Below are 26,524 nucleotides of genomic sequence, written 5' to 3' on the forward strand. Positions count from 1 at the left end.
GTCATGCGCACCTCTCACGGGGGCCACGGGGGCGGGGCGGTGGCCGTCGTACGGTGACGTACGCGGCCCACCGTGCCGCAGCCCGGCGCCGGCGCCCGCGACCGACACACCTGCCCGCCCGGGACGGCGTAGCGGTCCGCCCGGACGCGTCAGGACGCGCCCGAAGACGTGGGACGCGCCATGGAGACCGGCCCGGGGGCCGCGCTAGGAGCCGCCCGGGGACGCGCCGCCGTGCAGCAGGGTGAGGAAGGCCCGGAACGCGGCCGGCATGTCCACCGACTCCGGGGCCAGCAGCCACTGGTACTGCAGGCCGTCCATCACCGCCGTCAGCAGCGGGGCCGCGGCCTGCGGGGTCAGGCCCGAGGGCAGCCGGTCGCCGAACTCCGCGCGCAGCACGGCCGCCATCTCCGTGCGCACCTGCGCGTACCGCTCGGTGAAGAACTCCCGGGCGGGATGGCCGTCCGTCACGCTCTCGCCGAGCAGCGCCGAGAAGGTCTGCACGATCCCGGGCCGCATGGCGTTGTAGTCCACCAGCGAGGCCAACAGGTCCAGCCGCCACTGTCCGGCGGAGGCGCGGGCGCCGCCGCCGGTGTCCCAGCGGTCGCGCTCCTCCAGGACGGCCACCAGCAGGGCCTCCTTGGTGGGGAAGTAGTGCAGCAGCCCCTGCTGGGTGAGGCCCACGCGCTCGGCGACGGAGCCCAGGGACGCGCCGCGGTAGCCGCGTTCGGCGATCACCTCGACGGCGGCCCGGACGATCTCCGCCCGCCGCTCCTCGCTCTTCGCCCTGACCATCGCCGCCGCGCCCCTCTCCGTCCGTGTCCGCCAGCAGGACCGTACGCCATCCCGCCCCCACTCGTATCACGAAAACATAACGAACCCTACCGCTCTACAGGCGACAGGTCCACCATGGGGGCCACCCGCACCCGCACCCGACGAGGAGGCACGGCCGTGCCCTCAGACGCCCCCGGCACCCGCGACCAGGCCCGCACCGACGCGGTGGAAGCCGCGCTCGACAAGCTGGACCTCGACAGCAAGGCCCGCCTGCTGGCCGGGCAGGACATGTGGACCCTGCCGGCCCTCCCCGAGATCGGGCTCGGCTCCCTGGTGATGTCCGACGGCCCGATCGGGGTCCGCGGCGTGCGCTGGACCGCCGACGACCCGTCGGTCGCCCTGCCCTCCCCGACCGCGCTGGCCGCCGCCTGGGACCCGGCCCTCGCCCGCCGCGCCGGCCGGCTGCTGGCCCAGGAGGCCCGCCGCAAGGGCGTCCACGTGCTGCTCGCCCCCACCGTCAACCTGCACCGCTCCCCGCTCGGCGGCCGGCACTTCGAGTGCTACTCCGAGGACCCGCTGCTCACCGGCGCCATCGGCACCGGCTACGTCCAGGGCGTCCAGGACGGCGGCGTCGGCACCACCGTCAAGCACTTCGTGGGCAACGACGCCGAGACCGAGCGTTTCACCGTGGACAACGTCATCGCGCCGCGGCCGCTGCGCGAGCTGTACCTGGCGCCGTTCGAGGCCATCGTGAAGAATGCCCACCCCTGGGGCATCATGACCGCCTACAACCAGGTCAACGGCACCACCATGACCGAGCACCGCCACCTGGTGAACGAGGTCCTGCGCGGCGAATGGGGCTTCGACGGCTCCAACGTCTCCGACTGGATGGCCGCCCGCTCCACCACCGGCGGCATCGAGGGCGGCCTCGACGTGGCCATGCCCGGCCCGCAGACCGTCTACGGCCCCGCCCTCGCCGAGGCCGTCCGCGCCGGCGAGGTCGCCGAGGCCACCGTCGACGAGGCCGTGCGCAACGTGCTGCGCCTGGCCGCCCGGGTGGGTCTGCTCGCGGGCGCCCCGGCCGTGGTCACCGAACCGCCGGCCGGCATCGACGGCCAGGCCCTGGCCCGGGAGATCGCCGCCCGCTCCTTCGTCCTCGTCCGCAACGAGGGCGGCGTCCTCCCGCTCGACGGCTCCGCCGGCCGTACGGTCGCCCTGATCGGCGCGGCCGCCCGGGACGCCCGGGTCCTCGGCGGGGGCTCCGCCACCGTCTTCCCCGAGCGGGTCGTCTCCCCGCTCGACGGCCTGACCGCCGCCCTGCCGGCCGGCGCCCTGACCTACGCCGTCGGCGCCGACCCCAGCGAGGAACTGGTGGCCGCCGACCAGGGGTTCGCGCTGCGCGCCGTGTGCCGCGACGCCTCCGGGACGGTGCTGGGCACCGGCACCCTGCCCACCGGGCAGGTCCAGTGGATCGGCGACGACCTGCCGGCCGGCGCCGACCACGAGAGGCTGGCCTCCATCGAGGTCACCGGCACCTTCACCCCGCGCGAGAGCGGCGAACACGCCTTCGGCACCCGGGGCCTGGGTGCCTTCGCGCTCACCGTCGACGGAGCGCCGCTGTGGGAGGGCGTGCAGGAGATGGGGGACGAGGCCGATCCCTTCGAGGCGTTCTTCGGCGCCCCCAGCGAGCGCGGCCGGGTCACCCTCACGGCCGGTGAGCCGGTCGAGGTCTCGCTGCGCCACCAGGTCGCCGACCTCAGCGCGCTGCCGCTCAAGGCGGTCATGTTCTCGCTGCTCCACCTCGGCCCGCGCCGCGACCCGGAGGAGCTGATCGCCGAGGCCGTCGAGGCGGCCCGCGCCGCCCACACCGCCGTGGTGGTCGTCGCCACCACCGAGCGGGTGGAGTCCGAGGGCTTCGACCGCACGGACCTGCGCCTGCCGGGCCGGCAGGACGACCTGGTCCGCGCGGTGGCCGCGGTCAACCCGAACACCGTCGTGGTCGTCAACGCCGGCTCCCCGGTGGAGCTGCCGTGGCGCGAGGAGGTGGCCGCGGTCCTGCTCGGCTGGTTCCCCGGCCAGGAGGGCGGCGCGGCCCTGGCCGACGTCCTGCTCGGCTCCGAGGAGCCCGGCGGGCGGCTGCCCACCACCTGGCCGGCCCGCCTCGCCGACGCCCCGGTCACCGAGGTCGCACCCACCGACGGACGCCTGGAGTACCGCGAGGGCGTCCTGATCGGCTACCGGGCCTACGAGCGGCAGGGCATCACCCCCGCCTACCCCTTCGGGCACGGCCTGGGCTACACCGACTGGGCGTACGAGTCCCTGGAGGCCCGGGAGGACTCCGTCCGGGTCCGCGTGCGCAACACCGGCACCCGGCCCGGCCGGGAGACGGTCCAGGTCTACCTGGCCCCCGTGGCGGACACCGTCGCCCGCCCGGCCGCCTGGCTGGCCGGCTTCGCGAGCGTCACGGCCGGCCCCGGCGAGACCGTCGGGGCCGAGATCACGCTGCCCGCCCGGGCCTTCGAGATCTGGGACGAGGAGAGCGGCGGCTGGCAGCGGATCCCGGGCCCCTACGAGGTCCGGGCCGGCCGCTCCTGCGCCGACACGCGGCTGACGGCGACCCTGCACCTCTGAGTGGCCGAAAAACACCCATGAACCGGACCGGGGGCGGCACCTGACCGCCGCCCCCGGTCCGTACGTCCGTGCGCCCGTGCGTGCGGCGTACGCCTACGCGGGCGGCTCGGGCGAGGTGACCTGGCGGTGCGCCAGCTCCGCCAGCCGGGCCTGGCCGTTCTTGCCCGGGTGGAACCAGTCCCACCGGCTCAACTGCTCCGGGGTGAACGGGAACTGGAACACCGCGCCGCCGTCGTAGCGGCACAGCGCGTCCTTCGCGCAGACCTCGCGCAGCACCTCGTTGTACGCCACCACCCGGGCCCGTACCTGCTCGCGCCGGGCGGTGGCCGCGGGGCCCACCGAATCGGGCTCCGCCAGCATGGACTGACAGATCCCCAGCTTCCAGATCTGCCGCCCGACGGGGCTGTCCTTGCCCTGCTGCCACAGCCGCTGGAGGTCCGGCACGCTGGAGACGTACACCTGCGTCTTCGGCGAGACCGCGCGCAGCGCGGCCAGGCCCTGCTCGAAGCCGGCCCGGAAGTCGGCCACCGGCGTCATCGCCGAAGCGGTGGGCCGGCAGGCGTCGTTCGAGCCCACCATGACGGTGACCAGGTCGGGCCGGTGCTGCGCGGCCGCGGCGAGCTGGGCCGGCAGGTCGGCCATCCGGGAGCCGGTCACCGCGTAGTTCCAGCTCTCCGTCGCGGCCTGGGTCTCGCCGAGCAGCCGGCTGGCCAGCGAGCGCACCTCGGGGTCCGTACCGGTGGCCCAGGAGGCCTCGGGGCAGTCCGCGAGGACCGAACAGGCATCGAAACCACGGGTGATGGAGTCACCCACAGCGGCGATGGACCCCGGGGAGGTGTTCCAGCGCGGCGCCGGGTGCCCGGCGACCCGCGCGCCGTGCTCCCCGTCCGGCCCGGAGCCGTCGCCCGAACAGCCCGTCACCCCCGCGACCAGCACAACTGCCGCGGCGCCCGCGCCCGCGAGGGCGCGCAGCGCGCGTCGGGGCGCGGTGGGGTGGTGCATCGGCTGGATTCCTCCCTCGTCGCCCCCCGTCCGCGGGGGGCGTCCTGCTGAGTGAATGCTCTGTGTTTACGGGCCTCGGAGCGACCGTACGTCACACCAGGACCGTCGTTGCACGGTAGCTTTTTCCCGTGGCGTTTCGGCCGCAGGCCCCGTGGCGCATTGTCAGATATTTTCCGGTACGTTACATCACGTCACATAGTGTCCGTTTTCAGGAGTTTCATTCCCGACCTCGTCCCACACTGGAGGTCCCGGTGACGACACGTGGAGTTCTGTACGTGCACTCCGCCCCGCGCGCGCTGTGCCCGCATGTGGAGTGGGCGGTCGCGGGGGTGCTCGGGGTGCGGGTGAACCTCGACTGGATCAGGCAGCCCGCCTCCCCGGGCACCTGGAGAGCCGAGTTCTCCTGGCAGGCCGAGGTCGGCACCGCCTCCAAGCTGGCCTCCGCGCTGCGCGGCTGGCACCTGCTGCGGTTCGAGGTCACCGCCGAGCCCTGCGCCACCGCCGAGGGCGAGCGCTACAGCGCCACCCCTGACCTCGGGATCTTCCACGCGGTCACCGGCCTGCACGGCGACATCCTGGTGCCCGAGGACCGGCTCCGGGCAGCCCTGGCCCGCGCCGCCCGGGGCGAGACCGACCTGGAGGCGGAGCTCGCCCGGCTGCTGGGCAAGCCCTGGGACGACGAGCTGGAACCCTTCCGCTACGCCGGGGAGGGCGCCCCGGTCCGCTGGCTCCACCAGGTGGTCTGACACGCCGAAGGCCCCCTCCCCGCCGGTGCGGGGAGGGGGCCTTCGGCGTCTCTGCGGGCCGGCGTCTCGCGCGTCAGACGCTGCGGAACGCCAGGGTCACGTTGTGACCGCCGAAGCCGAACGAGTTGTTGATCGCGGCGATGGTGCCCTCGGCGGGCAGCGCGCGCGGCGCGCCGACGACGATGTCGGCGTCGATGTCGTCGTCCAGCTCGTCCACGTTGATGGTCGGCGGGGCCGTCCGGTGGTAGAGGGCCAGCACGGTCGCGACGGTCTCGATGCCGCCGGCGCCGCCCAGCAGGTGGCCGGTCATCGACTTGGTGGCGGAGACGGCCACGTGGTCCAGGTCGTCGCCGAGGACCTTGCGCAGCGCCTTGATCTCCGCGCTGTCACCCTGCGGGGTGGAGGTCGCGTGGGCGTTGACGTGGACGACCTCGGCCGGCTTCAGACCGGTGTTGTCCAGCAGGTTCTGCACCGCCGCGGCCACACCGCGGCCGGTCGGCTCGGGCTGCGCGATGTGGTGGCTGTCGGCCGACAGACCCTGGCCCAGCACCTCGCAGTAGACCCGGGCGCCGCGCGCGGCGGCGTGCTCGGCGGACTCCAGGACCACGACACCGGCGCCCTCGCCGAGGACGAAGCCGTCACGGGCCTTGTCGTACGGGCGCGAGGCCCGCTCGGGGTCCTCGTTGTTCTTGGACATCGCCATCATGTTGGCGAACGCGGCGATCGGCAGCGGGTGGATCGCGGCCTCGGTACCACCGGCGACGACCACGTCGGCCCGGCCGGAACGGATCATCTCGACGGCGTAGCCGATGGCCTCGGCACCGGACGCGCAGGCGCTGACCGGGGTGTGCACGCCCGCCTGGGCGTTGACCTCCAGGCCGACGTTGGCCGACGGGCCGTTCGGCATCAGCATCGGGACGGTGTGCGGGGAGACCCGGCGCACACCCTTCTCCTTCAGCACGTCGTACTGGTCGAGCAGGGTGGTGACGCCGCCGATGCCGGAGGCGATCACGGTGCCCAGCCGCTCGGGGGAGACGGAGGAGTCCTCGCCGGCCGGAGCGGTGTAGCCGGCGTCGGCCCATGCCTCACGGGCCGCGATCAGCGCGAACTGCGCCGAGCGGTCGAGCTTGCGGGCCAGCGGCCGGGGCAGGACCTCGCTGGGGTCCACGGCGGCCGGGGCGGCGATACGGACGGGCAGGTCGGCGAAGCGCTCACCCTCCAGGGGCTTCACTCCGGAACGACCGGCGAGCAGACCTTCCCAGGTCGAAGCGCTGTCGCCACCCAGCGGAGTGGTTGCGCCGATACCGGTGACGACCACGGTGCGATTGGTCGGGCTCACAGGAATTCATTCTCCACAAATAGAGGGTGCGAAATGTTTCACGGCGCCACCGCCGGGTGGCGACAAACGCTCGTCAGGCTCAGGCCTGGTGGTCGAGGATGTACTTCGCGGCGTCGCCGACCGTCTTGAGGTTCTTGACGTCCTCGTCCGGGATCTTGACGTCGAAGCGCTCTTCGGCCGCGACGACGACCTCGACCATGGACAGCGAGTCGACGTCCAGGTCGTCGGTGAAGGACTTGCCCTCCTCGACGTCCTCGACCGGGATACCGGCGATCTCGTTCACGATCTCCGCGAGACCCTCGATGATCTCTTCCTTGGTGGCGGCCATGTGCGCGCTCCTTCTGTAGCTGTGTGGTGGATCAGGGTGGTGCAGGGGCGGGAGGTGATCCCGGGCCCTAGGGGAGGGTAACGACCGTCGCGGCGTAGACGAGTCCCGCCCCGAAGCCGATGACGAGCGCGGTGTCGCCGCTCTTCGCCGCTCCGGTCGCCAGGAGCCGCTCCATAGCGAGCGGGATCGAGGCGGCCGAGGTGTTGCCGGTGTTCTCCACGTCACGGGCGACCGTCACGTGCTCCGGCAGCTTCAGAGTCTTCACCATCGAGTCGATGATCCGCATATTGGCCTGGTGCGGGATGAAGACGTCCAGGTCGTCCGCGGTGATCCCGGCGGCGTCGAGCGCCTGCTGGGCCACCTTCGCCATCTCGAAGACGGCCCAGCGGAAGACCGCCTGACCCTCCTGCGTGATGGCGGGGAACTTCTCTCCGCCGTCCTTGCCGAGGTACTGGTCCCACGGCACGGTCTGCTTGATCGTCTCGGACTTGTCGCCCTCCGAGCCCCACACCGTGGGGCCGATCGCGGGCTCCGCCGAGGGACCGACGACCACGGCACCGGCACCGTCACCGAACAGGAAGGCCGTCGCGCGGTCCTCCAGGTCGGTCAGGTCCGACAGCCGCTCCACCCCGATGACCAGGACGTACTCGGCGGAACCCTCGACCACCAGACCCTTGGCCAGGGTCAGGCCGTAGCCGAACCCGGCGCAGCCCGCGGAGATGTCGAACGCGGCGGGCTTGCCCGCCCCGATCTTGTCGGCGATCTCCGTCGCCACCGCCGGGGTCTGCTTGAAGTGCGAGACCGTCGAGACGATCACGGCACCGATCTGCTCCGGGGAGATCCCGGCGTCGGCCAGGGCCTTGCCCGAGGCCTCCACCGACATCGCGGCCACGGTCTCCTCCGGGGAGGCCCAGTGGCGGGTGGCGATGCCCGAACGGGAACGGATCCACTCGTCGGACGAGTCGATCGTCTCCAGGATCACCTCGTTGGGCACGACACGCGTCGGGCGGTAGCCGCCGACACCGAGGATGCGCGCGTACGGGGAGCCCTTGGCAGGCTTGATCTTCGACATGCTGTGTGGGCTCCTTCGTTCAGGCCGCGTGCTCGGCGAGGAGCGCCGCGGCCTTGTCGAGATCCTCCGGGGTCTTCAGCGCCACCGACGGAACGCCCTTGAGCGCCCGCTTGGCCAGACCGGTGAGCGTGCCGCCGGGGCACAGCTCGACGATCCCGGTGACACCGAGCTCCGCGAAGGTCTCCATGCACAGGTCCCAGCGCACCGGGTTGGCCACCTGGCCCACCAGGCGGGCGACGACGTCGGCGCCCGAGGCCACGACCTGGCCGTCCTTGTTCGAGACGTACGCGACCGACGGGTCGGCCGGGGTCAGCGCACGGGCCGCCGCCTCCAGCGTGGTGACGGCCGGTGCCATGTGCTCCGTGTGGAAGGCCCCCGCGACCTTGAGGGGGACGACCTTCATGGAACCCTCCGGCTTGTCCTCCGAGAGGACCGCCAGCTGCTCCATGGTGCCCGCGGCCACGATCTGGCCCGCGCCGTTGATGTTGGCCGGGGTCAGACCCAGCTTCTCCAGGTGCGCGACCACCACGTCCTGGTCGCCGCCGAGCACGGCGGACATGCCGGTCGGGATCACCGCGGCGGCCTCGGCCATCGCCCGGCCGCGGGTGCGGACGAACGTGAGCGCGTCCACGTCGGAGAGCACGCCGGCGTACGCGGCCGCCGTGATCTCACCGACGCTGTGACCGGACACCGCGCCGAAGCCGGTGCCGAGCGCGGAGGCGGACAGCAGGCCGGCCGCGACCAGCAGCGGCTGGGCCACGGCCGTGTCGCGGATCTCGTCCGCGTCGGCCTTCGTGCCGTAGTGGGCAAGGTCGAGCTCGATGGCCTCCGACCACGCGGCGACGCGTTCGGCAGCGCCGGGGAGGTCGAGCCAGGGGGTCAGGAAGCCGGGCGTCTGAGCGCCTTGGCCGGGAGCGACGAGTACGAGCACCCTCACACTCTCTCTTGTGTTCGGTCCACGCCGCCCGTGGGGACAGGGACGAAGAACCGTCGGGGTAATTGTTGATGTCCGACAAAAGTCTAGGACTGCTGATCGCCGTCGGCCAGACGCCCGAGAATCAGCGCGATCCGCAGGGTGAACGCCGAGCGGACGTCGGACGGCGACCATCCGGTGACGTCGGTCACACGTCGCAGCCGGTACCGCACCGTATTGGGGTGCACGAACAGCATCCGAGCTGCGCCTTCGAGGCTGCTCGCCTGCTCCAGGTAGACGCTCAGCGTCTCCAGCAGCGCCGAGCCCGCTTCCTCCAGCGGTCTGTAGATCTCCTCCACCAGCTGCTCGCGCGCCGAAGGGTCGGAGGCGATCGCGCGCTCGGGCAGCAGATCGTCCGCGAGGACCGGCCGCGGCGCGTCCTGCCAGGCCGAGCAGGCCTTCAGGCCGGCCGCCGCGGCCTGGGCCGAGCGGGTCGCCGCCATCAGGTCCGGGACCACCGGGCCGGCCACCACCGGGCCCGCCGCGAACGGGCCGATCAGGGACTTGGCGACCTGGAGCGGGTTGTCGCTGCCGCCCGCGATGACCACCAGCCGGTCGCCGAGCACGCCCGTGAGCACCTGGAGCTTGGCGTGCCGGGCGGCCCGCCGGATCGCCTCGACCGTCAGCTCGCTGTCACCCTCGGGTGCGGTGCCGAGCACCACGCACACGTGTTCGGGGGAGTTCCAGCCGAGGGCCGCGGCCCGTGACAGGGCGCCCTCGTCGGCCTCGCCGGACAGCACCGCGTTGACGACCAGGGACTCCAGCCGGGCGTCCCAGGCGCCGCGTGCCTCGGCCGCCTGGGCGTAGACCTGGGCGGTGGCGAAGGCGATCTCGCGGGCGTAGACGAGCAGCGCCTCGCGCAGGATCGACTCGTCACCGGGGGCCGCCACCTCCTCGATGGCCGCCTCCATGACCTCGATGGTCGTACGGACCATCTCCACGGTCTGGCGCAGCGTGATCGCCCTCGTCAGCTCGCGCGGAGCCGTGCCGAAGACGTCGGTGGAGATCGCCTGCGGGGTCTCGGGGTGCCGGAACCACTCGGTGAAGGCGGCGATGCCGGCCTGGGCCACCAGGCCGATCCAGGACCGGTTCTCCGGGGGCATCGCCCGGTACCACGGCAGCATCTCGTCCATCCGGGCGATGGCATTGGCCGCGAGCCGCCCGGAGGATTTCTCCAGGCGGCGCAGCGTCGCCGCGTGCGGATGGGCGGGATGCACGGGATGCGCGGGGGGAAGCTCACGTTCGGGTTCGGGCACGGGACAAGACTGCCTTATCCGGACGCGACGGCCGACCCCCGGGTCTACGGTGGCCACCATGATTGATGTACGCCGTGGCTCCGACCGGTACCCGGGCGGGGACGAGAACGCCGGGATCAGCACCCGGCACGCCTTCTCCTTCGGGAGCTTCTACGACCCGGACAACCTGCGCTTCGGGCCGCTCGTGGCCTGCAACGAGGAGCGCCTGGAGCCGGGGGCCGGCTTCGAGGAGCACCCGCACAGCCACACCGAGATCGTGACCTGGGTGGCCGAGGGCGAACTGACCCACAAGGACACCACCGGCCGCACCACCCTGGTGCGGCCCGGCGACCTCCAGCACTTCAGTGCCGGGTCGGGGGCCCGGCACGTCGAGCGCAACGACGGCACCGAACCGCTGCGCTTCGTGCAGATGTGGCTGGCCCCGCGCACGGCCGGCGGGGAGCCCGGCTACGAGCTGCTGCCCGACCTCGCCGACGGCACCCCCTTCCCGCTGCCGTCCGCCGGCGCGGTGCTGCACGTACGCCGTCCCGGCGCGGGCGAGCGGCTGGCCGTGCCGGCCGCGCCGCTGGTGTACCTGCACGTCGTACGGGGCGACCTGCGGCTGGACGGGGTCGAGCTCGGGCCCGGGGACGCGGCGCGGATCACCGGGGAGCGCGGCCTGGAGATCGTGGCCGGCTCGCCCGGTGAGCTGCTGCTGTGGGAGCTGGAGGCGGAGGACAGGCCCTAGGCGAGCTCGGCCAGGACCGCGTCGGTGAACGCCGGCCAGGCCTCGACGGCCCACGGGCCGAAGGCCCGGTCGGTCAGGGCCACGCACGCGGCGCGGGCGTCCGGGTCCACCCACAGGAACGTGCCGGACTGCCCGAAGTGGCCGAAGGTCCGCGGGGAGGACCCGGCGCCCGTCCAGTGCGGGGACTTGCCGTCGCGGATCTCGAAGCCCAGGCCCCAGTCGTTGGGCGACTGGTGGCCGTAGCCGGGCAGGACGCCCTTCAGGCCCGGGTGGACCACCGAGGTGGCCGTGGCCACCGTACGGGGGTCGAGCAGGCGCGGGGCCTGGAGCTCGGCGGCGAACCGCGCCAGGTCGGCCACGGTGGACACGCCGTCCTTGGCCGGGGAGCCCTCCAGCACCGAGGAGGTCATGGCCAGCGGCTCGAAGAGGGCCTGGCGCAGGTACTCGGCGAACGGGATGCCGGTGGCCTTGGCGATGTGGTCGCCGAGCACCTCGAAGCCCGCGTTCGAGTACAGCCGGCGCTCGCCGGCCGGGGCCATCTGCCGGTGCTCGTCGAAGGCGAGCCCGGAGGTGTGCGCGAGCAGGTGGCGGACGGTGGAGCCCTCCGGGCCGGCCGGCTCGTCCAGCTCGACCGCGCCCTCCTCGTAGGCGACCAGCGCGGCGTAGGCGGTGAGCGGCTTGGTGACCGAGGCCAGCCGGAAGCGGTGGTCCACCGGTCCGTGCGATCCGGCCAGGGTCCCGTCCGCCCGGACCACGGCCGCCGCGGCGGTGGGCACCGGCCAGTTCTCGATGATGCGCAGGCTCTCCATGCGGCTGAGCCTACTTGCTTGGAGTGCACTCAAGGGTCCTAGCGTGAACGCCATGAGCCTGACCCAGACGCGGTACACGATCAGCGAGGTCGAAGCCCGCACCGGCCTGTCCCAGCACACCCTGCGCTGGTACGAGCGGATCGGTCTGATGCCGCACGTGGACCGCTCCCACTCGGGACAGCGGCGGTTCAGCGACGCGGACCTCGACTGGCTGGCGTTCGTGGGCAAGTTGCGCGCCACCGGGATGTCGGTGGCCGACATGGTCCGCTACGCGGAACTGGTCCGGGAGGGCGAACACACCATTGCCGAGCGGCGGGAACTGCTGGAGCGCACGCGGCGCGAGGTCGCCGCGCGGATCGCGGAGCTGACGGACGCGCTCGGCGTACTCGACCACAAGATCGGCCACTACGGCGGGAAGGCACCCTGCACATGAACGAGCAAGCGAAGATCGCCCGGACCGAACTGGGCAAGGGCGGCCCGCTGGTGGGCGTCCAGGGACTCGGCTGCATGGGCATGAGCGAGTTCTACGGCGACACCGACGAGGCGGCGGCCCGGGAGACCCTGGAGGCGGCGGTCGCCGCGGGGGTCACCCTCATCGACACCGCCGACGTCTACGGACGCGGCCGCAACGAGGAGTTCCTCGCCCCCTTCGTGGCCGCGCACCGCGACGGGATCACCCTGGCGACGAAGTTCGGCATCGAGCGCGCCGAGGACCCGGCGTACCGGGGCGTGCGCAACGACCGCGCGTACGTGCGCCGGGCCGTCGAGGACAGCCTGCGGCGCCTGGGCGTCGACGTGATCGACCTCTACTACATGCACCGGCGCGACCCGGCGGTGCCGCTGGCCGAGTCGGTCGGCGCGATGGCCGAACTGGTGGCCGAGGGCAAGGTGCGCCACCTGGGACTGAGCGAGGTGACCGGGGCCGAGCTGCGCGAGGCGTACGCGGTCCACCCGATCGCCGCGCTGCAGTCGGAGTGGTCGCTGTTCAGCCGGGACGTCGAGCGCAGCGCGGTCGGCGCCGCGGCCGAGCTGGGCGTGGCGTTCGTGCCGTACTCCCCGCTCGGCCGGGGCTTCCTGACCGGAGCCTTCGCGGACGCCGGGACGGACCTGACGGAGGGCGACTACCGGCGCCACCAGCCGCGGTTCAGCGGGGACAACGCCCGGACGAACGCCGCCCTGCTGGCCCCGGTCCGGGAGATCGCCGCGGCCCGCGGGGCCACGCCGGCGCAGATCGCGCTGGCCTGGGTGCACCAGCGGTCCGCCGTGCACGGCCTGACCGTGGTGCCGATCCCGGGCACCCGCAAGCCCCACCGGCTCGCGGAGAACGTGGCGGCGGCCGGGATCACCCTGACCGACGCGGAGCTGGCGCTGCTGGAGCCGATCGCGGACCGGGTCGCCGGGGACCGCTACCCGGACATGACCTTCACCGCGGTGGAGCGCGAGGCCTGAGCGGGGTTGCGGGGGCCGCGGGCTCCGGAGCCCCGGAGCCGGAGGTCGCGGGCCCGCGGTCCGGCCCGCCGGCTCAGGCCTCCGTGGCGAAGCGGTCGCGCAGGGCGGCGTACTCGGCGTCGGTCAGCAGGCCCGCGCCGTGCAGTTCGCCCAGGTGGCGCATGCGGTCGTCGCTGGTCCCGGGCACCGAGGCCACCGGGGTCCGGGTGCGCAGGGCCGCCAGCACGGCCGCCGCGAACGGCAGCGACTCGTGCACCGCGCCGTGGCCCAGGGCGAACAGCACCGCCGCCGGATCCTGGTCCGGCGGCGGCGCCACCCCGTCCTGGGCGTCGCGCAGCAGCAGCCGCAGGTGGCCGCCGGGTGCCTCGGGGGAGCGCCAGGTGACACCGCACAGCTCGGAGAGCGGGTAATGGCGGTCGCCCGCCTTCCACTTGGTGCTGGACGCACCCGTCCGCGACCAGCGCAGGCTCACGGTGTGCCCGTCGAACACCGCGCGGGCGTCGTGCGCCTTGAGCTGGAGCGGAGGCTCGGGCACCTCGACGAGAAAACGTTCCGCCGGTTCGGTGGAGACTCCGGTCGCCCGCACGGCCGCGGCCAGTTCCTCGGCCAGTTCCCGGGCCCGGGGCGCCCGCTCGGCCGGCAGTACGAGCCGGTACGGGTCCAGGGCCTCCTTCAGTTGTCCCGCCGCGACCTCCGTCAGCGGGTCCGCGCCGGGCCGGGGCACGGCACGCAGCACGAGCGTGTCGCGCTTCCCGGCGGTCACGGTCACCTCGGCCAACGCCTCGACGGGAACATGGCGCCGGCCCAGCGCGGACCAGAGCCTCGGCGTGCGGATCCCCCGTTCGAAGCGGATGAGCACCGAGTCCGAGTCGATCTCCCAGACGGCATGATTTCCGGCCAGTACGTCACCCATGCGGGCTATCGTACGGGCCCTTTGCACGCGTCGTCCCCGCCCGCGCACGCCACAGAACTGAGCAAGTCAGTTCCGATTTTGGCGAAGTTGTCCACGGAGGCGGTCCCTGGCTCGAAATAACCGGTGTGGTTGTGGGCGCCGTCCGAGGCGAGCCGGCGTGCGCCGAAGTCGGGGGACATGGGGTCCGCGCCGTGGCCGAGTCCGCCGAGCTCCAGGTGCGGGACGTCGGCGATCCAGTCGCCCTCCGCGCGGGTCGCCCACACCCGGGCCCGGGTGGCCAGGCCGGCCACGTTCGGGGCCCGCATGCCGGGGCTCCCGGCCACCACCACGTCGGTCACCCGGCCGGGCAGCGAGCGGGCCGCGACCCCGCAGACCACCGAGCCGTAGCTGTGGCAGAACAGGGCCACCGTCGCGTTCCCGGGCAGCGCGTTCGTCATCGACTCCAGCCGTACGGCGCCCTCCGCGGCCAGCCGGCCGGTGGCCGCGTCGACCCCGACCCCGGTCGGCGTGGTGTAGCCGGCCCAGGCGATCACCGCGGTCGGGGTGCCCGGAGCCGCCGTGCGCTCGGCGTCGTAGAGGGACTCGGCCATGCCGACGGGGGCGCTGAAGTGCCGTTGGGTGCGCTCGAAGGTGAGCAGGTCGGTGTCGACCCCGGGGACGATCACCGAGACCCGCCGGGCCCGGTCGAGGTCGCCGAGGACCTCGGCGACGCGGCCGCCGCCGGTCGGGTCGAAGACCAGGATCTGCCGCTCGGGCGCGGCCAGCGACTCCAGGCGGTGGGCCCGCCGGCCGGCCTCGGTGCGGGCGGCCGGCGCCAGCCGGTAGTCACGGGAGTCGGCCTCCTCCCCGCGTCGGGCCTGCTCCAGGGCGTGCCGGTTGGCCCGGTAACGGGTCTGTACGGGGACGCCGTCGAGGTTGCCCACCACCAGCGGGTAGCCGTCGGCGAGCCGGGCCCGCTGGGCCCCGTCCAGACCGGCGAAGAACCGGGCGACCGTCCGGGCGGGGCCGGGCACGTTCACTGGACACCAGGGTAGGAGACGTCCCACGGCCGCAGGGGCCGGGGTGACCGGCGTCACCGCCCCAAGGACGTGACGTTCAACGCCAGTCGGCGGCCAGCGCCCCGGTGATCTGGTCCAGGTACCGCTCGGTGAGGCGGCGGATGGCCTCGATGCTGGTGTCCTCGCCCCGGCCCCACAGTCGTCCGGTGACCCGCATCACACCGCAGAAGGCGGCGACGGCCACCCGGGGTCGCGGGTCGTCCTCCACGTCCAGCCCCTCGCGCTCGGCGATCAGTCGGGCGACCTGCTCCTCCAGTTCGGTCGACCGGCGCAGGTGCACCGCCAGCAGGGCCGGCGTGGACTCGATGAGCTGGTACGTGCGCATGTAGAGGTCGACGGGCACCACCGCGGAGATGGCCTCGCCGACGGTGTCCCAGGAGTCGAGCACCGCGTTGCGCATGGCCGACAGCGGCCCCTCGGACGCGGGGCGGGCCCGCAGGGCGTCGACGAAGTGCTCCTCGACGAGGGTCTGGACGGCGAAGGCGACCTCTTCCTTGTTCGCGAAGTAGCGGAAGAAGGTGCGCTGGGAGACCTCGACGGCCTCGGTGATCTCGTCGACGGTCGTCTCCTCGTACCCCTGGGAGACGAACAGCAGCAGGGCGGCGCGCAGCAGCGCGTCGCGGGTGCGCCGCTTCTTGCGTTCGCGCAGTCCGTCCGGTGCCGACGGCGCGGACTGCTGGGTGGTGAGCACGGCGGAATCCTCTCTGTGGCCCGGTCAGGGTACCTGTGACGGAGCTGACAGTTACTGTCTCGTTAACCCGTTTGTGAAGTGTCAGCGGCTGTCATTAGCCTGTCCGCATGACTAGTCAGATCACCGTCGACGACCGGACGCCCGTCAAGGGACCGGACGCGGGCCCGGCCCGCTCCGGGCTGCGCGGTCACCCTTGGTTGACGCTCTTCGCCGTCGCGATCGGCGTCATGATGGTCACCCTGGACGGCACCATCGTCGCGGTCGCGAACCCCGCGATCACCGCCGACCTGAACGCCACCCTTGCCGAGGTCCAGTGGATCACCAACGGCTACCTGCTGGCGCTCGCCGTCTCGCTGATCACCGCCGGAAAGCTCGGCGACCGCTTCGGCCACCGTCAGACCTTCCTGATCGGCATCGCCGGCTTCGCCGCGTCCTCCGCCGCGATCGGCCTGTCCTCCAGCGTCGAGCTGGTGATCGGCTTCCGGGTCGCCCAGGGCGTCTTCGGCGCCCTGCTGATGCCGGCCGCGCTCGGTCTGCTGCGGGCCACCTTCCCCGCCGAGAAGCTCAACATGGCCATCGGCATCTGGGGCATGGTCATCGGCGCGTCCACCGCGGCCGGCCCGATCGTCGGCGGCCTGCTCGTCGAGCACGTCAACTGGCAGTCGGTGTTCTTCATCAACATCCCCGTCGGCGTGGTCGCGCTCGCCTTCGGCCTGGTCATCCTGCTCGACCACCGCGCCGAGAAGGCCCCGCGCTCCTTCGACCTGCCCGGCGTCGTGCTGCTGTCGGCCGCGATGTTCTCCCTGGTCTGGGCACTGATCAAGGCGGCGGAGTGGGGCTGGGGCGACCCGAAGACACTGCTGTTCCTCGGCGCCTCCGCGATCTGCTTCGTCCTCTTCGCGCTCTGGGAGACCCGGGTCGCCGAACCCCTCGTCCCGCTGGGCATGTTCCGCTCGGTCCCGCTGTCCGCGGGCACCGTGCTGATGGTGCTGATGGCCTTCGCGTTCATGGGCGGCCTGTTCTTCGTCACCTTCTACCTGCAGAACGTGCACGGGATGAGCCCCGTCGACAGCGGCCTGCACCTGCTGCCCCTGACCGGCATGATGATCGTCGGCTCGCCGCTCGCCGGCGCCGCCATCACCAAGGTCGGCCCGCGGGTCCCCCTGGTGCTCGGCATGGTGGCCACCGCCGTCGCCTGCTTCGGGATGTCCCGGCTGACCCCGGGCACCGGCACCCTGACCATGTCCCTGTGGTTCGCCCTGCTCGGCCTCGGCCTCGCCCCCGTGATGGTCGGCGCCACCGAGGTCATCGTGGGCAACGCCCCGCTGGAGCTCTCCGGCGTGGCCGGCGGCCTCCAGCAGGCCGCCATGCAGGTCGGCGGCAGCCTCGGCACCGCCGTCCTCGGCGCCGTGATGGCCGGCACCGTCCGTGACACGTTCGGGGACAAGTGGGCGGCCGCGCAGCTCCCGCCGCTGACCCCCGAGCAGCTCGACCTGGCCGGCACCGCCGTCACGGTCGGCGTGGCCCCGGTCCCCCCGGGCACCCCGCCGCAGATCGCCGGCGTCATCACCGACGTCGCCCACGAGACCTTCGTCTCCGGCATGAGCACGGCCTTCACCGTGGCCGGGGTCGTCGCGGTGCTCGCCGCCGTCGTCGCGGCCTTCACCCGGCGCGGCGAGCACGCCGTCGACGGAGCGGCGGCGGGCCACCTCTAGAAGGCCCCCGCGCGCCGCCGCGGAGCCGTCAATTCCGTACGTACGACAGCCCCGCCGGACCCGGTCCGGCGGGGCTGTCACCTATCCGGGTGATCCGCCCCGAGGGCCCTTCCGCCCGCCGAACGACGCAGGTCAGCGTGGGTTCGTACACCGATCCGAACGATTCGACGGAGCTGATCGCCATGCGTCGCACCCACGCCTTCCTCGCCGCCGCCGCGCTCGCCGGGGCCGCCCTGCTGCCCAGCGCCCCGCAGGCGCACGCCGCGCCCGTGCCCCTGGGGACCTGCGCCTCGGGACAGCTGTGCCTGTGGGCGAAACCCGAGTTCAAGGGCGCCCGGCAGGTCCATGAACTCAGCACCCTCGACGTGAACTCCTGCACCCCGCTCCCGCCCGGCACCAGCGCCCAGGCCCTGGCCAACCGGACGGGACGGCCGGTGACCACGTACCAGTCGGCGGAGTGCGCCGAGACGGGGGAGTTCCAGACCTACCCCGGCGACGGGGTGTGGCTGCCCCAGTCGCCCTACCAGGTCCGCGCCTTCAAGGTCTGGGAGCACTGACCGGGGCCGGGGCCGGGGCCGGGGCCGAGGCCGGTTCCGCGGCCCGGCCCGGGTCCCGGCCCGGGCCAGGGTCCGGCGCCTGGGTCGCCGCCAGGTAGCGGCGGGCCGCCCGGACCGCCTCCTTGGGGGTCCGGCGGGCCATCAGGACGCACAGCGTGTACGCCGCGTCGTCCAGTGCCCGCTGGGCCTCCTCGTCCGACGGCGTCGTCGCGGCGACGGCATGGCAGGCGAGGAACCGGTCGAGCACCTTGGCCGTGTACCCGCGGTCGGGCGCCAGCCGCAGTACGGGCACCGGGGCCCCGCCGGGCGTGCTCCGGGCCAGCCGGACCGACTGGCGCAGGGCCCGGCCCACGCGTCCGGTCACCGGCAGACCCCGGGTGACCAGCGTGTGCGCCACCTCCGGCACGCTCAGGCCGGCCGTGGCCGCCGTGGCGCTCACGATCGCCCGGGCGGTACGGGCCGAGGCGCCGGTCAGGGCCATCACCATGCCGACGGCCATGGGGACCGCATGGCTCTCGTCCGTTCGGGTGGTCGTCCCGTCGGGATCCGGCTCCGGGGAGCCGGCCGGAACCGGTGCGGGACCGCCGGTCTCCGCCGCGGCAGGCTGCGTCATGGGCCCTCCTTCAAGGAACACCCCCGCCCATCTAAGCACCGGCCCGGGGTCCACACCTCCGCTCACGGCAGCCGGGAGACCTCCGGCGCGGCGCCCTCGTCCATGCCGGCGGTGCCACCGCCGAGCCGGGCCACCTCGGCGCGCAGCGCCCGTACCTCCGCCTGGAGTTCCTGCAGCGCGGCGAGCTGGAGCCGCTCCACCTGGTCGTCGCGCTCGAAGCGGGAGATGAACCAGGCCGCGATGTTCGCGGTCACCACACCGAGCAGGGCGATCCCCGACAGCATCAGCCCGACCGCCAGCACCCGGCCCAGGCCCGTGGTGGGGGAGTGGTCGCCGTAACCGACCGTGGTCATCGTGGTGAAGCTCCACCACACCGCGTCGCCCAGGTTCTTGATGTTGCCGTCCGGCGCGTCCCGCTCCACGCTCAGCACCGCCAGCGAGCCGAACATCAGCAGCCCCACCACGGCCCCCGCCACGTACGTGGTCAGCCGGATCTGCGGCGCCATCCGGGCCCGCCGGCCCACCAGCATCAGCGTGGCCACCAGCCGCAGCAGCCGCAGCGGCTGCACCAGCGGCAGCACCACCGCCGCCAGGTCCAGCCAGTGCGTGCGCACGAAGTGCCGCCGGTCGCCGGCCAGCGCCAGCCGCACCACGTAGTCCAGGGCGAACGCGCCCCACACCACCCACTCCACGTGCGTACAGGCCCGGTGCACCGCGTCGCTCGCGTCGGGCACGACGATCGGCACGGCGTACGCGACGGCGAAGAGCAGCGCGAAGCCGAGCAACGGGGTCTGGGTGCGGCGCTCCCAGCGGACCTGTGCGGGCTGTTCCTTCATGCCGGGCATGTTAAGGACCCGTACGCACGGCAGCGGGCCCCGGCCGCGCCGGAACCCGCTGCACCGGCGGCACGCGCCGGGGCACGGGGGTCAGCCCCCCGCGCCCGCGGCGCGTGGCCCGCGGTCCGGCCCGCCGCTACGCGTCGCCGCCCGCGGCGCCCGGGTCGGCCGCCGCCACGTCCAGCAACTGGTAGCGGTCCACGGCCTGCTTCAGCACCGACCGGTCCACCTGGCCGGCCTTCGCCAGCTCGGTGAGCACCGCCAGCACCACCGACTGGGCGTCGATGTGGAAGTAGCGCCGGGCCGCCCCGCGGGTGTCCGCGAAGCCGAAGCCGTCCGCGCCCAGCGAGGTGTACGCGCCGGGCACCCAGCGGGAGATCTGGTCCGGCACCGAGCGCATCCAGTCCGAGACCGCCACGAACGGCCCCTGGGCCCCCGACAGCTTCCGGGTCACGTACGGGACGCGCTGCTCCTCCTCCGGGTGGAGCAGGTTGTGCCGGTCGACCTCGACGGCCTCGCGGCGCAGCTCGTTCCACGAGGTCGCCGACCACACGTCGGCCCGCACGCCCCAGTCCTCGGCCAGGATCCGCTGCGCCTCCAGCGCCCACGGCACGGCCACGCCCGAGGCCATGATCTGCGCCGGGACCGTGCCGGCGGTGCCGGCCGAGACCCGGTGGATGCCCTTGACGATGCCCTCGACGTCCACGTCGGCCGGCTCCGCCGGGTGCTGGATCGGCTCGTTGTAGACCGTCAGGTAGTAGAAGACGTCCTCGGCGTCCGGACCGTACATCCGCCGCAGACCGTCCTGGACGATGTGCGCGATCTCGTACCCGTAGGCCGGGTCGTACGCCACGCAGCCCGGGTTGGTCGACGCCAGCAGCTGGGAGTGGCCGTCGGCGTGCTGCAGGCCCTCACCCGTGAGGGTGGTCCGGCCGGCGGTCGCGCCGAGGACGAAACCGCGCGCCAGCTGGTCGGCCATCTGCCAGAACTGGTCACCGGTGCGCTGGAAACCGAACATCGAGTAGAAGACGTAGACCGGGATCAGCGGCTCGCCGTGCGTGGCGTACGCCGAACCCGCGGCGATCAGCGAGGCCGTGCAGCCCGCCTCCGAGATGCCGTCGTGCAGCATCTGCCCGGTCGGCGACTCCTTGTACGCCAGCAGCAGCTCGCGGTCGACCGCCTCGTACTGCTGCCCCAGCGGGTTGTAGATCTTGGCGCTCGGGAAGAACGAGTCCATGCCGAAGGTGCGGTACTCGTCCGGGGCGATCAGCACGAACCGCTTGCCGATCTCCTTGTCCCGCATCAGGTCCTTCAGCAGCCGGACGAAGGCCATCGTCGTGGCGATCGACTGCTGCCCGGAGCCCTTCTTGACCGCCGCGTACGTCTTGTCGTCCGGCAGGGCCAGCGGCTTGGCCCGCACCACCCGGGTCGGTACGTAGCCGCCCAGCGCCCGGCGCCGGTCGTGCATGTACTGGATCTCCTCGGAGTCGCGGCCCGGGTGGTAGTACGGCGGGGCGCCGTTCTCCAGCTGCGCGTCCGTGATCGGCAGGTGCAGGCGGTCGCGGAAGCCCTTGAGGTCGTCGACCGTCAGCTTCTTCATCTGGTGGGTGGCGTTGCGTCCCTCGAAGTTCGGGCCCAGGGTCCAGCCCTTGATCGTCTTGGCCAGGATCACCGTCGGCTGGCCCTTGTGGGCGCGGGCCGCCGCGTAGGCCGCGTAGATCTTCTTGTGGTCGTGGCCGCCGCGGCCCAGGTGCAGGATCTGGTCGTCGGTCATGCCCGCGACCATGGCGCGCAGCCGGTGGTCGTCGCCGAAGAAGTGCTCGCGGATGTACGCGCCGGTCTCGGTGGCGTACGTCTGGAACTGCCCGTCCGGGGTGGAGTTCATCTTGTTGACCAGGACACCGTCGCGGTCCTGGGCCAGCAGCGGGTCCCAGGAGCGGTCCCAGACCAGCTTGATGACGTTCCAGCCGGCCCCGCGGAAGATCGACTCCAGCTCCTGGACGATCTTGCCGTTGCCCCGCACCGGGCCGTCGAGGCGCTGGAGGTTGCAGTTGACCACGAAGGTCAGGTTGTCCAGGCCCTCCCGGGCGGCCAGCGAGAGCTGGCCGAGCGACTCCGGCTCGTCCATCTCGCCGTCACCGAGGTACGCCCACACGTGTGACTTGGAGGTGTCCGCGATGCCGCGCGCCTCCATGTAGCGGTTCATCCGGGCCTGGTAGATCGCACCGATCGGGCCGAGGCCCATCGAGACGGTGGGGAACTCCCAGAAGTCCGGCATCAGCCGCGGGTGCGGGTAGCTGGACAGGCCGTACGGGGCCTTGGACTTCTCCTGGCGGAAGGCGTCGAGCTGCTGCTCGGAGAGCCGGTCCAGCAGGTAGGCGCGGGCGTAGACGCCCGGCGAGGCGTGGCCCTGGAAGAAGATCTGGTCGCCGCCGTCGCCCTCGTCCTTGCCCCGGAAGAAGTGGTTGAAGCCCACGTCGTAGAGGGAGGCGGAGGAGGCGAAGGTCGCGATGTGGCCGCCGACACCGATGCCCGGGCGCTGGGCCCGGGAGACCATGACGGCCGCGTTCCAGCGGGTGGCGTTGAGGATCTTGCGTTCGATCTCCTCGTTGCCCGGGAAGTACGGCTCGTCCTTGGTGGCGATCGTGTTGACGTAGTCCGTGCTGCGCATCTCGGGCACGGCCACGCGCCGCTCGCGGGCCCGCTCGATCAGGCGCAACATCAGATAACGGGCCCGCTCGCGGCCCCGCTCGTCGACGGCGGCGTCAAGGGAGTCGAGCCATTCCCTGGTCTCCTCGGGATCGAAGTCCGGGACCTGGCTGGGAAGGCCGCCAATGATGATCGGGTTGCGATCGGATGCGGAAGCCACGCTGTTCCTTCGCTGTCGGGGGGAGTCGTGCCATGGATCACACCGGCTCCCATCGTCTACCTCGGGCACGGAATCTTCATCTTTACCAGTGGGTAACCCGGGAGAACTTCCGGCCACCCTGGTGTGCAGAAGCGGATGGTTCGGACAGATCGCAACCTTACGCCCATCCCTCCCCGGGTGTTCCGGGGGTCCCCCGTCCCCCGAGGGGAGTAGGAAAGCCGCTACGGGCTGCCGAATATCCTGGAATGGTGTGGCATGGATCACGGGAGGCGTGGGTCGTGCGTGGTGGGAGTTGCGGCGAGACGGCCGCAATCGTCACCGTTTCGACGGTCTCGGCCGTCGGGTACTTGCGCGATCCGCCGGTCCCGTGTGGACTACGCCCAATGCTGCGCGTCCGCGCGCAGCCGAAGACATCACCGAACATGAGCAGGAGGCACCCCGTGAGCGCGACCGCGGACCACGCGGAGAGCAGCCTGGCCGCCCGGCTGGGTTTCCAGTCCGACCAGGTGGTCCAGGAGATCGGCTACGACGAAGACGTCGATATGGAGTTCCGCGACGAGATCGAGGGATTCATCGGCAATGATCTCGTCGACGAGGATTACGACGACGTGGCCGACGCGGTGCTGCTGTGGTTCCGCGACGAGGACGGCGACCTGACGGACACGCTGGTCGATGCCACCGAACTCGTCGACGACGAAGCACTGATCCTGCTGCTGACCCCGAAGACGGGCCGGGAGGGCTTCGTCGAGGCCAGCGACATCAGTGACGCCGCCAAGCAGGCGGGCCTGGCGCTCGGCAAGAGCTTCAGCGTGGGCAAGGAGTGGTCGGCCCAGCGTCTGAAGACCCCCAAGGCAGCCAAGTCCAAGCGCTGAGCCACGCGCCCCGGCCGCCCCGCGCCCCCGCGCGCCGGCCGGACGGACTTCGCGGACCCCGTCGACCTCCGGTCGGCGGGGTTTCTGCATGTCCGGGCCCGCAGGCCCTAGGCTGGGCCCCACCCGAACGGCCCAATGAGAGGGATGCGAGAGATGGCGATCGAGGTCGGCCACAAGGCCCCGGACTTCGAGCTCAAGGACAACCACGGCCGGACCGTGCGGCTCTCCGACTTCCGCGGGGAGAAGAACGTCGTCCTGCTCTTCTACCCGTTCGCCTTCACCGGCGTGTGCACGGGCGAGCTGTGCGAGCTGCGCGACCAGCTCCCCCGGTTCCAGAACGCGGACGTCCAGCTGCTGGCCGTCTCCAACGACTCCGTCCCCACCCTGCGCGTCTTCGCCGAGCAGGAGGGCCTGGAGTACCCGCTGCTGTCGGACTTCTGGCCGCACGGCGAGACCTCCCGCGCCTACGGGGTCTTCGACGAGGAGAAGGGCTGCGCGGTGCGCGGCACGTTCATCATCGACAAGGACGGCGTCGTGCGCTGGACGGTCGTCAACGGCCTGCCCGACGCCCGCGACCTGAACGAGTACGTCAAGGCCCTCGACAGCCTCTGACGTACCCCGCGGCCCGGGCGCACCCGAGCGCACCCGGGCCGCACACGTGCCCGATCGGGCACAGTGCATAGCCACGTGAAGGGGCGGGAACCCGTCTTCGGAGCCACGCGTTGTGCCTGGTGAAAAGCACGACGGGGCCCGGCCCCACCCGAGAACACCAATGGAGGACCTGTGGGAGTCAGCCTCAGCAAGGGCGGAAACGTCTCGCTGACCAAGGCCGCCCCCAACCTGACGGCGGTCATCGTCGGTCTGGGCTGGGACGCTCGCACCACCACCGGGGTCGACTTCGACCTCGACGCCAGTGCCCTGCTCACGAACGACCAGGGCAAGGTCGGCAGCGACGGCAACTTCGTCTTCTTCAACAACCTGCGCAGCCCCGACGGCTCCGTCGAGCACACCGGTGACAACCTCACCGGTGAGGGCGAGGGCGACGACGAGCAGATCAAGGTGAACCTGGCCGGTGTCCCGGCCGACGTAGCCAAGATCGTCTTCCCGGTCTCCATCTACGAGGCCGAGGCCCGTCAGCAGAGCTTCGGCCAGGTCCGCAACGCCTACATCCGCGTGGTGAACCAGGCCGACAACACCGAGCTGGCCCGCTACGACCTCTCCGAGGACGCCTCGACCGAGACCGCCATGGTCTTCGGCGAGCTCTACCGCAACGGCGCCGAGTGGAAGTTCCGCGCCATCGGCCAGGGCTACGCCTCGGGCCTGCGGGGCATCGCCCAGGACTTCGGCGTCAACGTCTGAGCCCGAGAGCCGTTCACCCGTCCGGCGCCGTGCACCCGCGTGTGTACGGCGCCGGACGCGCTTGCCATGCTTTGAGCCCACGCCACGTCGTACGGGGAGGACACACATGGGCGTCACACTCGCCAAGGGGGGCAACGTCTCGCTCTCCAAGGCCGCACCGAACCTCACCAGGGTCCTGGTCGGTCTCGGATGGGACGCGCGTTCCACCACGGGGGCCGACTTCGACCTCGACGCCAGCGCGCTGATGTGCAGCGGCGGCCGGGTGCTCGGGGACGACTACTTCGTCTTCTACAACAACCTCCAAAGCCCCGAGGGCGCCGTCGAACACACCGGCGACAACCTCACCGGCGAGGGTGAGGGCGACGACGAGTCGATCCTCATCGACCTCACCAAGGTCCCGGCCCAGGTCGACAAGATCGTCTTCCCGGTCTCGATCCACGAGGCGGACGTCCGCCGGCAGAGCTTCGGGCAGGTCAGCAATGCCTTCATCCGCGTGGTGAACCAGGACGACGGCCAGGAGCTGGCCCGCTACGACCTCTCCGAGGACGCCTCCAGCGAGACCGCGATGATCTTCGGCGAGGTCTACCGCTACGGGGGCGAATGGAAGTTCCGGGCGGTCGGTCAGGGGTACGCGTCGGGCCTGAGGGGCATCGCTCTAGACTTCGGGGTCAACGTTTCGTAAAGCCGCGCAGGGCGCGGGGGAGACCGATGAGGTGCCAGTGGTACTGAAAACCTTCGGCTGGTCGTTCGCAGTCACTGCGCTCGGCCTGGTCGCAGCGTGGTTCTACGGAGGGGCAACCGCCTTCGGGATCGTGGCGATCCTGTCCGTCCTGGAGATTTCGCTGTCCTTCGACAATGCGGTGGTCAACGCCGGGATCCTGAAGAAGATGAATGCCTTCTGGCAGAAGATCTTCCTCACCGTCGGTGTCCTGATCGCCGTCTTCGGCATGCGACTGGTCTTCCCCGTCGTGATCGTCGCGATCAGCGCCAAGATCGGGCCCATCGAGGCCGTCGACCTGGCGATGAACGACAAGGAGATGTACCAGCAGCTGGTCACGGACGCCCACCCGGCGATCGCCGCGTTCGGCGGAATGTTCCTGCTGATGATCTTCCTTGACTTCATCTTCGAGGACCGGGACATCAAGTGGCTCGCCTGGCTGGAACGCCCGCTGGCCAAGCTGGGCAAGATCGACATGCTGTCGGTCTGCATCGCGATGATCGTCCTGCTGATCTCGGCGATGACCTTCGCCACCCAGGCCCACCAGCACGGCGGCATGCACGTAGACAAGGCGCAGACGGTCCTGGTCTCCGGCCTCGCCGGTCTGATCACGTACCTGGTCGTCGGCGGCCTCTCCGGCTACTTCGAGAACAAGCTGGAGGAAGAGGAGGAGGCCGAGCACGAGGCCGAGGAGGAGGCCAAGCGCAGCGGCAAGCCCGTCTCGGCCGTCGTCCTCGCCGGCAAGGCCGCGTTCTTCATGTTCCTCTACCTGGAGGTCCTCGACGCGTCCTTCTCCTTCGACGGTGTCATCGGCGCCTTCGCCATCACCAACGACATCGTCCTGATGGCCCTCGGCCTCGGCATCGGCGCCATGTACGTCCGTTCGCTGACGGTCTACCTGGTCCGCCAGGGCACCCTGGACGACTACGTCTACCTGGAGCACGGCGCCCACTACGCCATCGGCGCCCTCGCCGTGATCCTGCTGGTCACCATCCAGTACGAGATCAACGAGGTCGTCACCGGCCTGGTCGGCGTGATCCTCATCGCCTGGTCGTTCTGGTCCTCGGTGCGCCGCAACAAGCGGCTGGCACTGGAGGAGGCCGGCTCCGAGGCATGAGCCGGCCGCACGTGCGGAACGATTGACAGGGGCGGCCCTCCGGCCGCCCCTGTCGGCGTTCCACGACGGCCGCACGGGCCGTCGTCAGGTGGGTGGGGGAAAG

General features: G+C 72.1%; 26 protein-coding genes. 12 read left to right on the forward strand and 14 right to left on the reverse strand.

The annotated features are described in order from the left end of the window. Positions 1-204 precede the first annotated feature (204 nt). On the reverse strand, positions 205-792 hold the full coding sequence (locus EF918_RS08085; protein WP_125643057.1) for a TetR/AcrR family transcriptional regulator: 588 nt from the start codon (positions 790-792) through the stop codon (positions 205-207). Between the two features lie 156 nt (positions 793-948). Here EF918_RS08085 and EF918_RS08090 point away from each other — a divergent pair, with 156 nt between their 5' ends. After that, positions 949-3,402 carry a beta-glucosidase gene (locus EF918_RS08090; protein WP_260609971.1) on the forward strand — a complete coding sequence of 818 codons (2,454 nt, stop codon included), beginning with the start codon at positions 949-951 and terminating at the stop codon, positions 3,400-3,402. A gap of 93 nt (positions 3,403-3,495) precedes the next feature. Here EF918_RS08090 and EF918_RS08095 read toward each other — a convergent pair whose 3' ends face one another. Further along, positions 3,496-4,404 (reverse strand): SGNH/GDSL hydrolase family protein, encoded by a 909-nt coding sequence (locus EF918_RS08095; RefSeq protein ID WP_125643063.1) that lies wholly within the window; start codon positions 4,402-4,404, stop codon positions 3,496-3,498. Positions 4,405-4,655: 251 nt separating this feature from the next. On the opposite strand from EF918_RS08095, the gene EF918_RS08100 reads away from it, so the two are divergent. Beyond that, entirely contained in the window at positions 4,656-5,150 is a 495-nt protein-coding gene (locus EF918_RS08100; RefSeq protein ID WP_125643066.1) for a DUF3145 domain-containing protein, read from the forward strand. 73 nt (positions 5,151-5,223) lie between these two features. On the opposite strand, the gene fabF is transcribed toward EF918_RS08100, so the two are convergent. The 5 genes from fabF to EF918_RS08125 form a co-directional block, all read right to left on the reverse strand. After that, a complete protein-coding gene (gene fabF, locus EF918_RS08105) occupies positions 5,224-6,489 on the reverse strand; it encodes a beta-ketoacyl-ACP synthase II (protein ID WP_125643069.1) in 1,266 nt (421 codons plus the stop codon). 79 nt (positions 6,490-6,568) lie between these two features. Then, positions 6,569-6,817: an acyl carrier protein gene (locus EF918_RS08110; protein ID WP_125643072.1), complete on the reverse strand. Its 249-nt coding sequence runs from the start codon at positions 6,815-6,817 to the stop codon at positions 6,569-6,571. Positions 6,818-6,884: 67 nt separating this feature from the next. After that, on the reverse strand, positions 6,885-7,889 hold the full coding sequence (locus EF918_RS08115; RefSeq protein WP_125643075.1) for a ketoacyl-ACP synthase III: 1,005 nt from the start codon (positions 7,887-7,889) through the stop codon (positions 6,885-6,887). Positions 7,890-7,908: 19 nt separating this feature from the next. Then, positions 7,909-8,820 carry an ACP S-malonyltransferase gene (locus EF918_RS08120; RefSeq protein ID WP_125643078.1) on the reverse strand — a complete coding sequence of 304 codons (912 nt, stop codon included), beginning with the start codon at positions 8,818-8,820 and terminating at the stop codon, positions 7,909-7,911. 89 nt (positions 8,821-8,909) lie between these two features. Beyond that, positions 8,910-10,118, reverse strand: a complete 1,209-nt coding sequence (locus tag EF918_RS08125) for a CdaR family transcriptional regulator (RefSeq protein WP_125643081.1) — start codon at positions 10,116-10,118, stop codon at positions 8,910-8,912. Positions 10,119-10,176: 58 nt separating this feature from the next. Here EF918_RS08125 and EF918_RS08130 point away from each other — a divergent pair, with 58 nt between their 5' ends. Continuing rightward, positions 10,177-10,845 carry a pirin family protein gene (locus EF918_RS08130; RefSeq protein ID WP_125643084.1) on the forward strand — a complete coding sequence of 223 codons (669 nt, stop codon included), beginning with the start codon at positions 10,177-10,179 and terminating at the stop codon, positions 10,843-10,845. Here the strand turns inward: EF918_RS08130 and EF918_RS08135 are convergent. Further along, entirely contained in the window at positions 10,842-11,654 is an 813-nt protein-coding gene (locus tag EF918_RS08135; protein WP_125643087.1) for a serine hydrolase, read from the reverse strand. The genes EF918_RS08130 and EF918_RS08135 overlap by 4 nt on opposite strands. Positions 11,655-11,706: 52 nt before the next feature. On the opposite strand from EF918_RS08135, the gene EF918_RS08140 reads away from it, so the two are divergent. Both EF918_RS08140 and EF918_RS08145 read left to right on the forward strand, forming a co-directional pair. Then, complete coding sequence (locus EF918_RS08140) at positions 11,707-12,087, forward strand: MerR family transcriptional regulator (protein ID WP_260609972.1); 381 nt, start codon at positions 11,707-11,709, stop codon at positions 12,085-12,087. Next, the gene (locus EF918_RS08145; protein ID WP_125643095.1) at positions 12,084-13,103 is read left to right on the forward strand and encodes an aldo/keto reductase; all 1,020 of its coding nucleotides are present in this window, start codon (positions 12,084-12,086) and stop codon (positions 13,101-13,103) included. The genes EF918_RS08140 and EF918_RS08145 overlap by 4 nt, the downstream gene beginning before the upstream one ends. Positions 13,104-13,176: 73 nt before the next feature. Here EF918_RS08145 and EF918_RS08150 read toward each other — a convergent pair whose 3' ends face one another. The 3 genes from EF918_RS08150 to EF918_RS08160 all read right to left on the reverse strand — a co-directional run bounded on the left by EF918_RS08150 (position 13,177) and on the right by EF918_RS08160 (position 15,765). Continuing rightward, positions 13,177-14,016: a DUF4429 domain-containing protein gene (locus tag EF918_RS08150; RefSeq protein ID WP_125643098.1), complete on the reverse strand. Its 840-nt coding sequence runs from the start codon at positions 14,014-14,016 to the stop codon at positions 13,177-13,179. A 5-nt stretch (positions 14,017-14,021) separates the two neighbouring features. After that, entirely contained in the window at positions 14,022-15,035 is a 1,014-nt protein-coding gene (locus EF918_RS08155; protein ID WP_260609973.1) for an alpha/beta hydrolase family protein, read from the reverse strand. Positions 15,036-15,111: 76 nt separating this feature from the next. After that, positions 15,112-15,765 (reverse strand): TetR/AcrR family transcriptional regulator, encoded by a 654-nt coding sequence (locus EF918_RS08160; RefSeq protein WP_125643105.1) that lies wholly within the window; start codon positions 15,763-15,765, stop codon positions 15,112-15,114. 107 nt (positions 15,766-15,872) lie between these two features. On the opposite strand from EF918_RS08160, the gene EF918_RS08165 reads away from it, so the two are divergent. Both EF918_RS08165 and EF918_RS08170 read left to right on the forward strand, forming a co-directional pair. Next, entirely contained in the window at positions 15,873-17,480 is a 1,608-nt protein-coding gene (locus EF918_RS08165) for an MFS transporter (RefSeq protein ID WP_125643108.1), read from the forward strand. Positions 17,481-17,662: 182 nt separating this feature from the next. Then, positions 17,663-18,037, forward strand: coding sequence for a peptidase inhibitor family I36 protein (locus tag EF918_RS08170; protein WP_125643151.1), 375 nt, complete (start codon positions 17,663-17,665; stop codon positions 18,035-18,037). Here EF918_RS08170 and EF918_RS38980 read toward each other — a convergent pair. The 3 genes from EF918_RS38980 to aceE all read right to left on the reverse strand — a co-directional run bounded on the left by EF918_RS38980 (position 18,018) and on the right by aceE (position 22,355). Beyond that, a complete protein-coding gene (locus EF918_RS38980) occupies positions 18,018-18,650 on the reverse strand; it encodes a DUF5133 domain-containing protein (protein ID WP_125643111.1) in 633 nt (210 codons plus the stop codon). The genes EF918_RS08170 and EF918_RS38980 overlap by 20 nt on opposite strands. 62 nt (positions 18,651-18,712) lie before the next feature. Then, the gene (locus EF918_RS08180; RefSeq protein WP_125643114.1) at positions 18,713-19,486 is read right to left on the reverse strand and encodes a potassium channel family protein; all 774 of its coding nucleotides are present in this window, start codon (positions 19,484-19,486) and stop codon (positions 18,713-18,715) included. A gap of 136 nt (positions 19,487-19,622) precedes the next feature. Further along, positions 19,623-22,355 (reverse strand): pyruvate dehydrogenase (acetyl-transferring), homodimeric type, encoded by a 2,733-nt coding sequence (gene aceE / locus EF918_RS08185; RefSeq protein WP_125643117.1) that lies wholly within the window; start codon positions 22,353-22,355, stop codon positions 19,623-19,625. Positions 22,356-22,795: 440 nt separating this feature from the next. Here aceE and EF918_RS08190 point away from each other — a divergent pair, with 440 nt between their 5' ends. The 5 genes from EF918_RS08190 to EF918_RS08210 all read left to right on the forward strand — a co-directional run bounded on the left by EF918_RS08190 (position 22,796) and on the right by EF918_RS08210 (position 26,421). After that, positions 22,796-23,227 (forward strand): DUF3052 domain-containing protein, encoded by a 432-nt coding sequence (locus EF918_RS08190; protein ID WP_185921651.1) that lies wholly within the window; start codon positions 22,796-22,798, stop codon positions 23,225-23,227. Positions 23,228-23,380: 153 nt separating this feature from the next. Next, positions 23,381-23,839, forward strand: a complete 459-nt coding sequence (locus tag EF918_RS08195) for a peroxiredoxin (protein WP_125643123.1) — start codon at positions 23,381-23,383, stop codon at positions 23,837-23,839. Positions 23,840-24,010: 171 nt separating this feature from the next. Continuing rightward, positions 24,011-24,586, forward strand: a complete 576-nt coding sequence (locus tag EF918_RS08200; RefSeq protein WP_125643126.1) for a TerD family protein — start codon at positions 24,011-24,013, stop codon at positions 24,584-24,586. Positions 24,587-24,692: 106 nt separating this feature from the next. After that, positions 24,693-25,268 (forward strand): TerD family protein, encoded by a 576-nt coding sequence (locus EF918_RS08205; RefSeq protein WP_125643129.1) that lies wholly within the window; start codon positions 24,693-24,695, stop codon positions 25,266-25,268. Between the two features lie 37 nt (positions 25,269-25,305). Further along, positions 25,306-26,421 (forward strand): DUF475 domain-containing protein, encoded by a 1,116-nt coding sequence (locus tag EF918_RS08210; protein ID WP_125643154.1) that lies wholly within the window; start codon positions 25,306-25,308, stop codon positions 26,419-26,421. The last annotated feature ends 103 nt before the right edge of the window (positions 26,422-26,524 follow it).

It is taken from the genome of Streptomyces sp. WAC06614, from assembly GCF_003949795.1.
Taxonomy (GTDB): domain Bacteria; phylum Actinomycetota; class Actinomycetes; order Streptomycetales; family Streptomycetaceae; genus Streptomyces.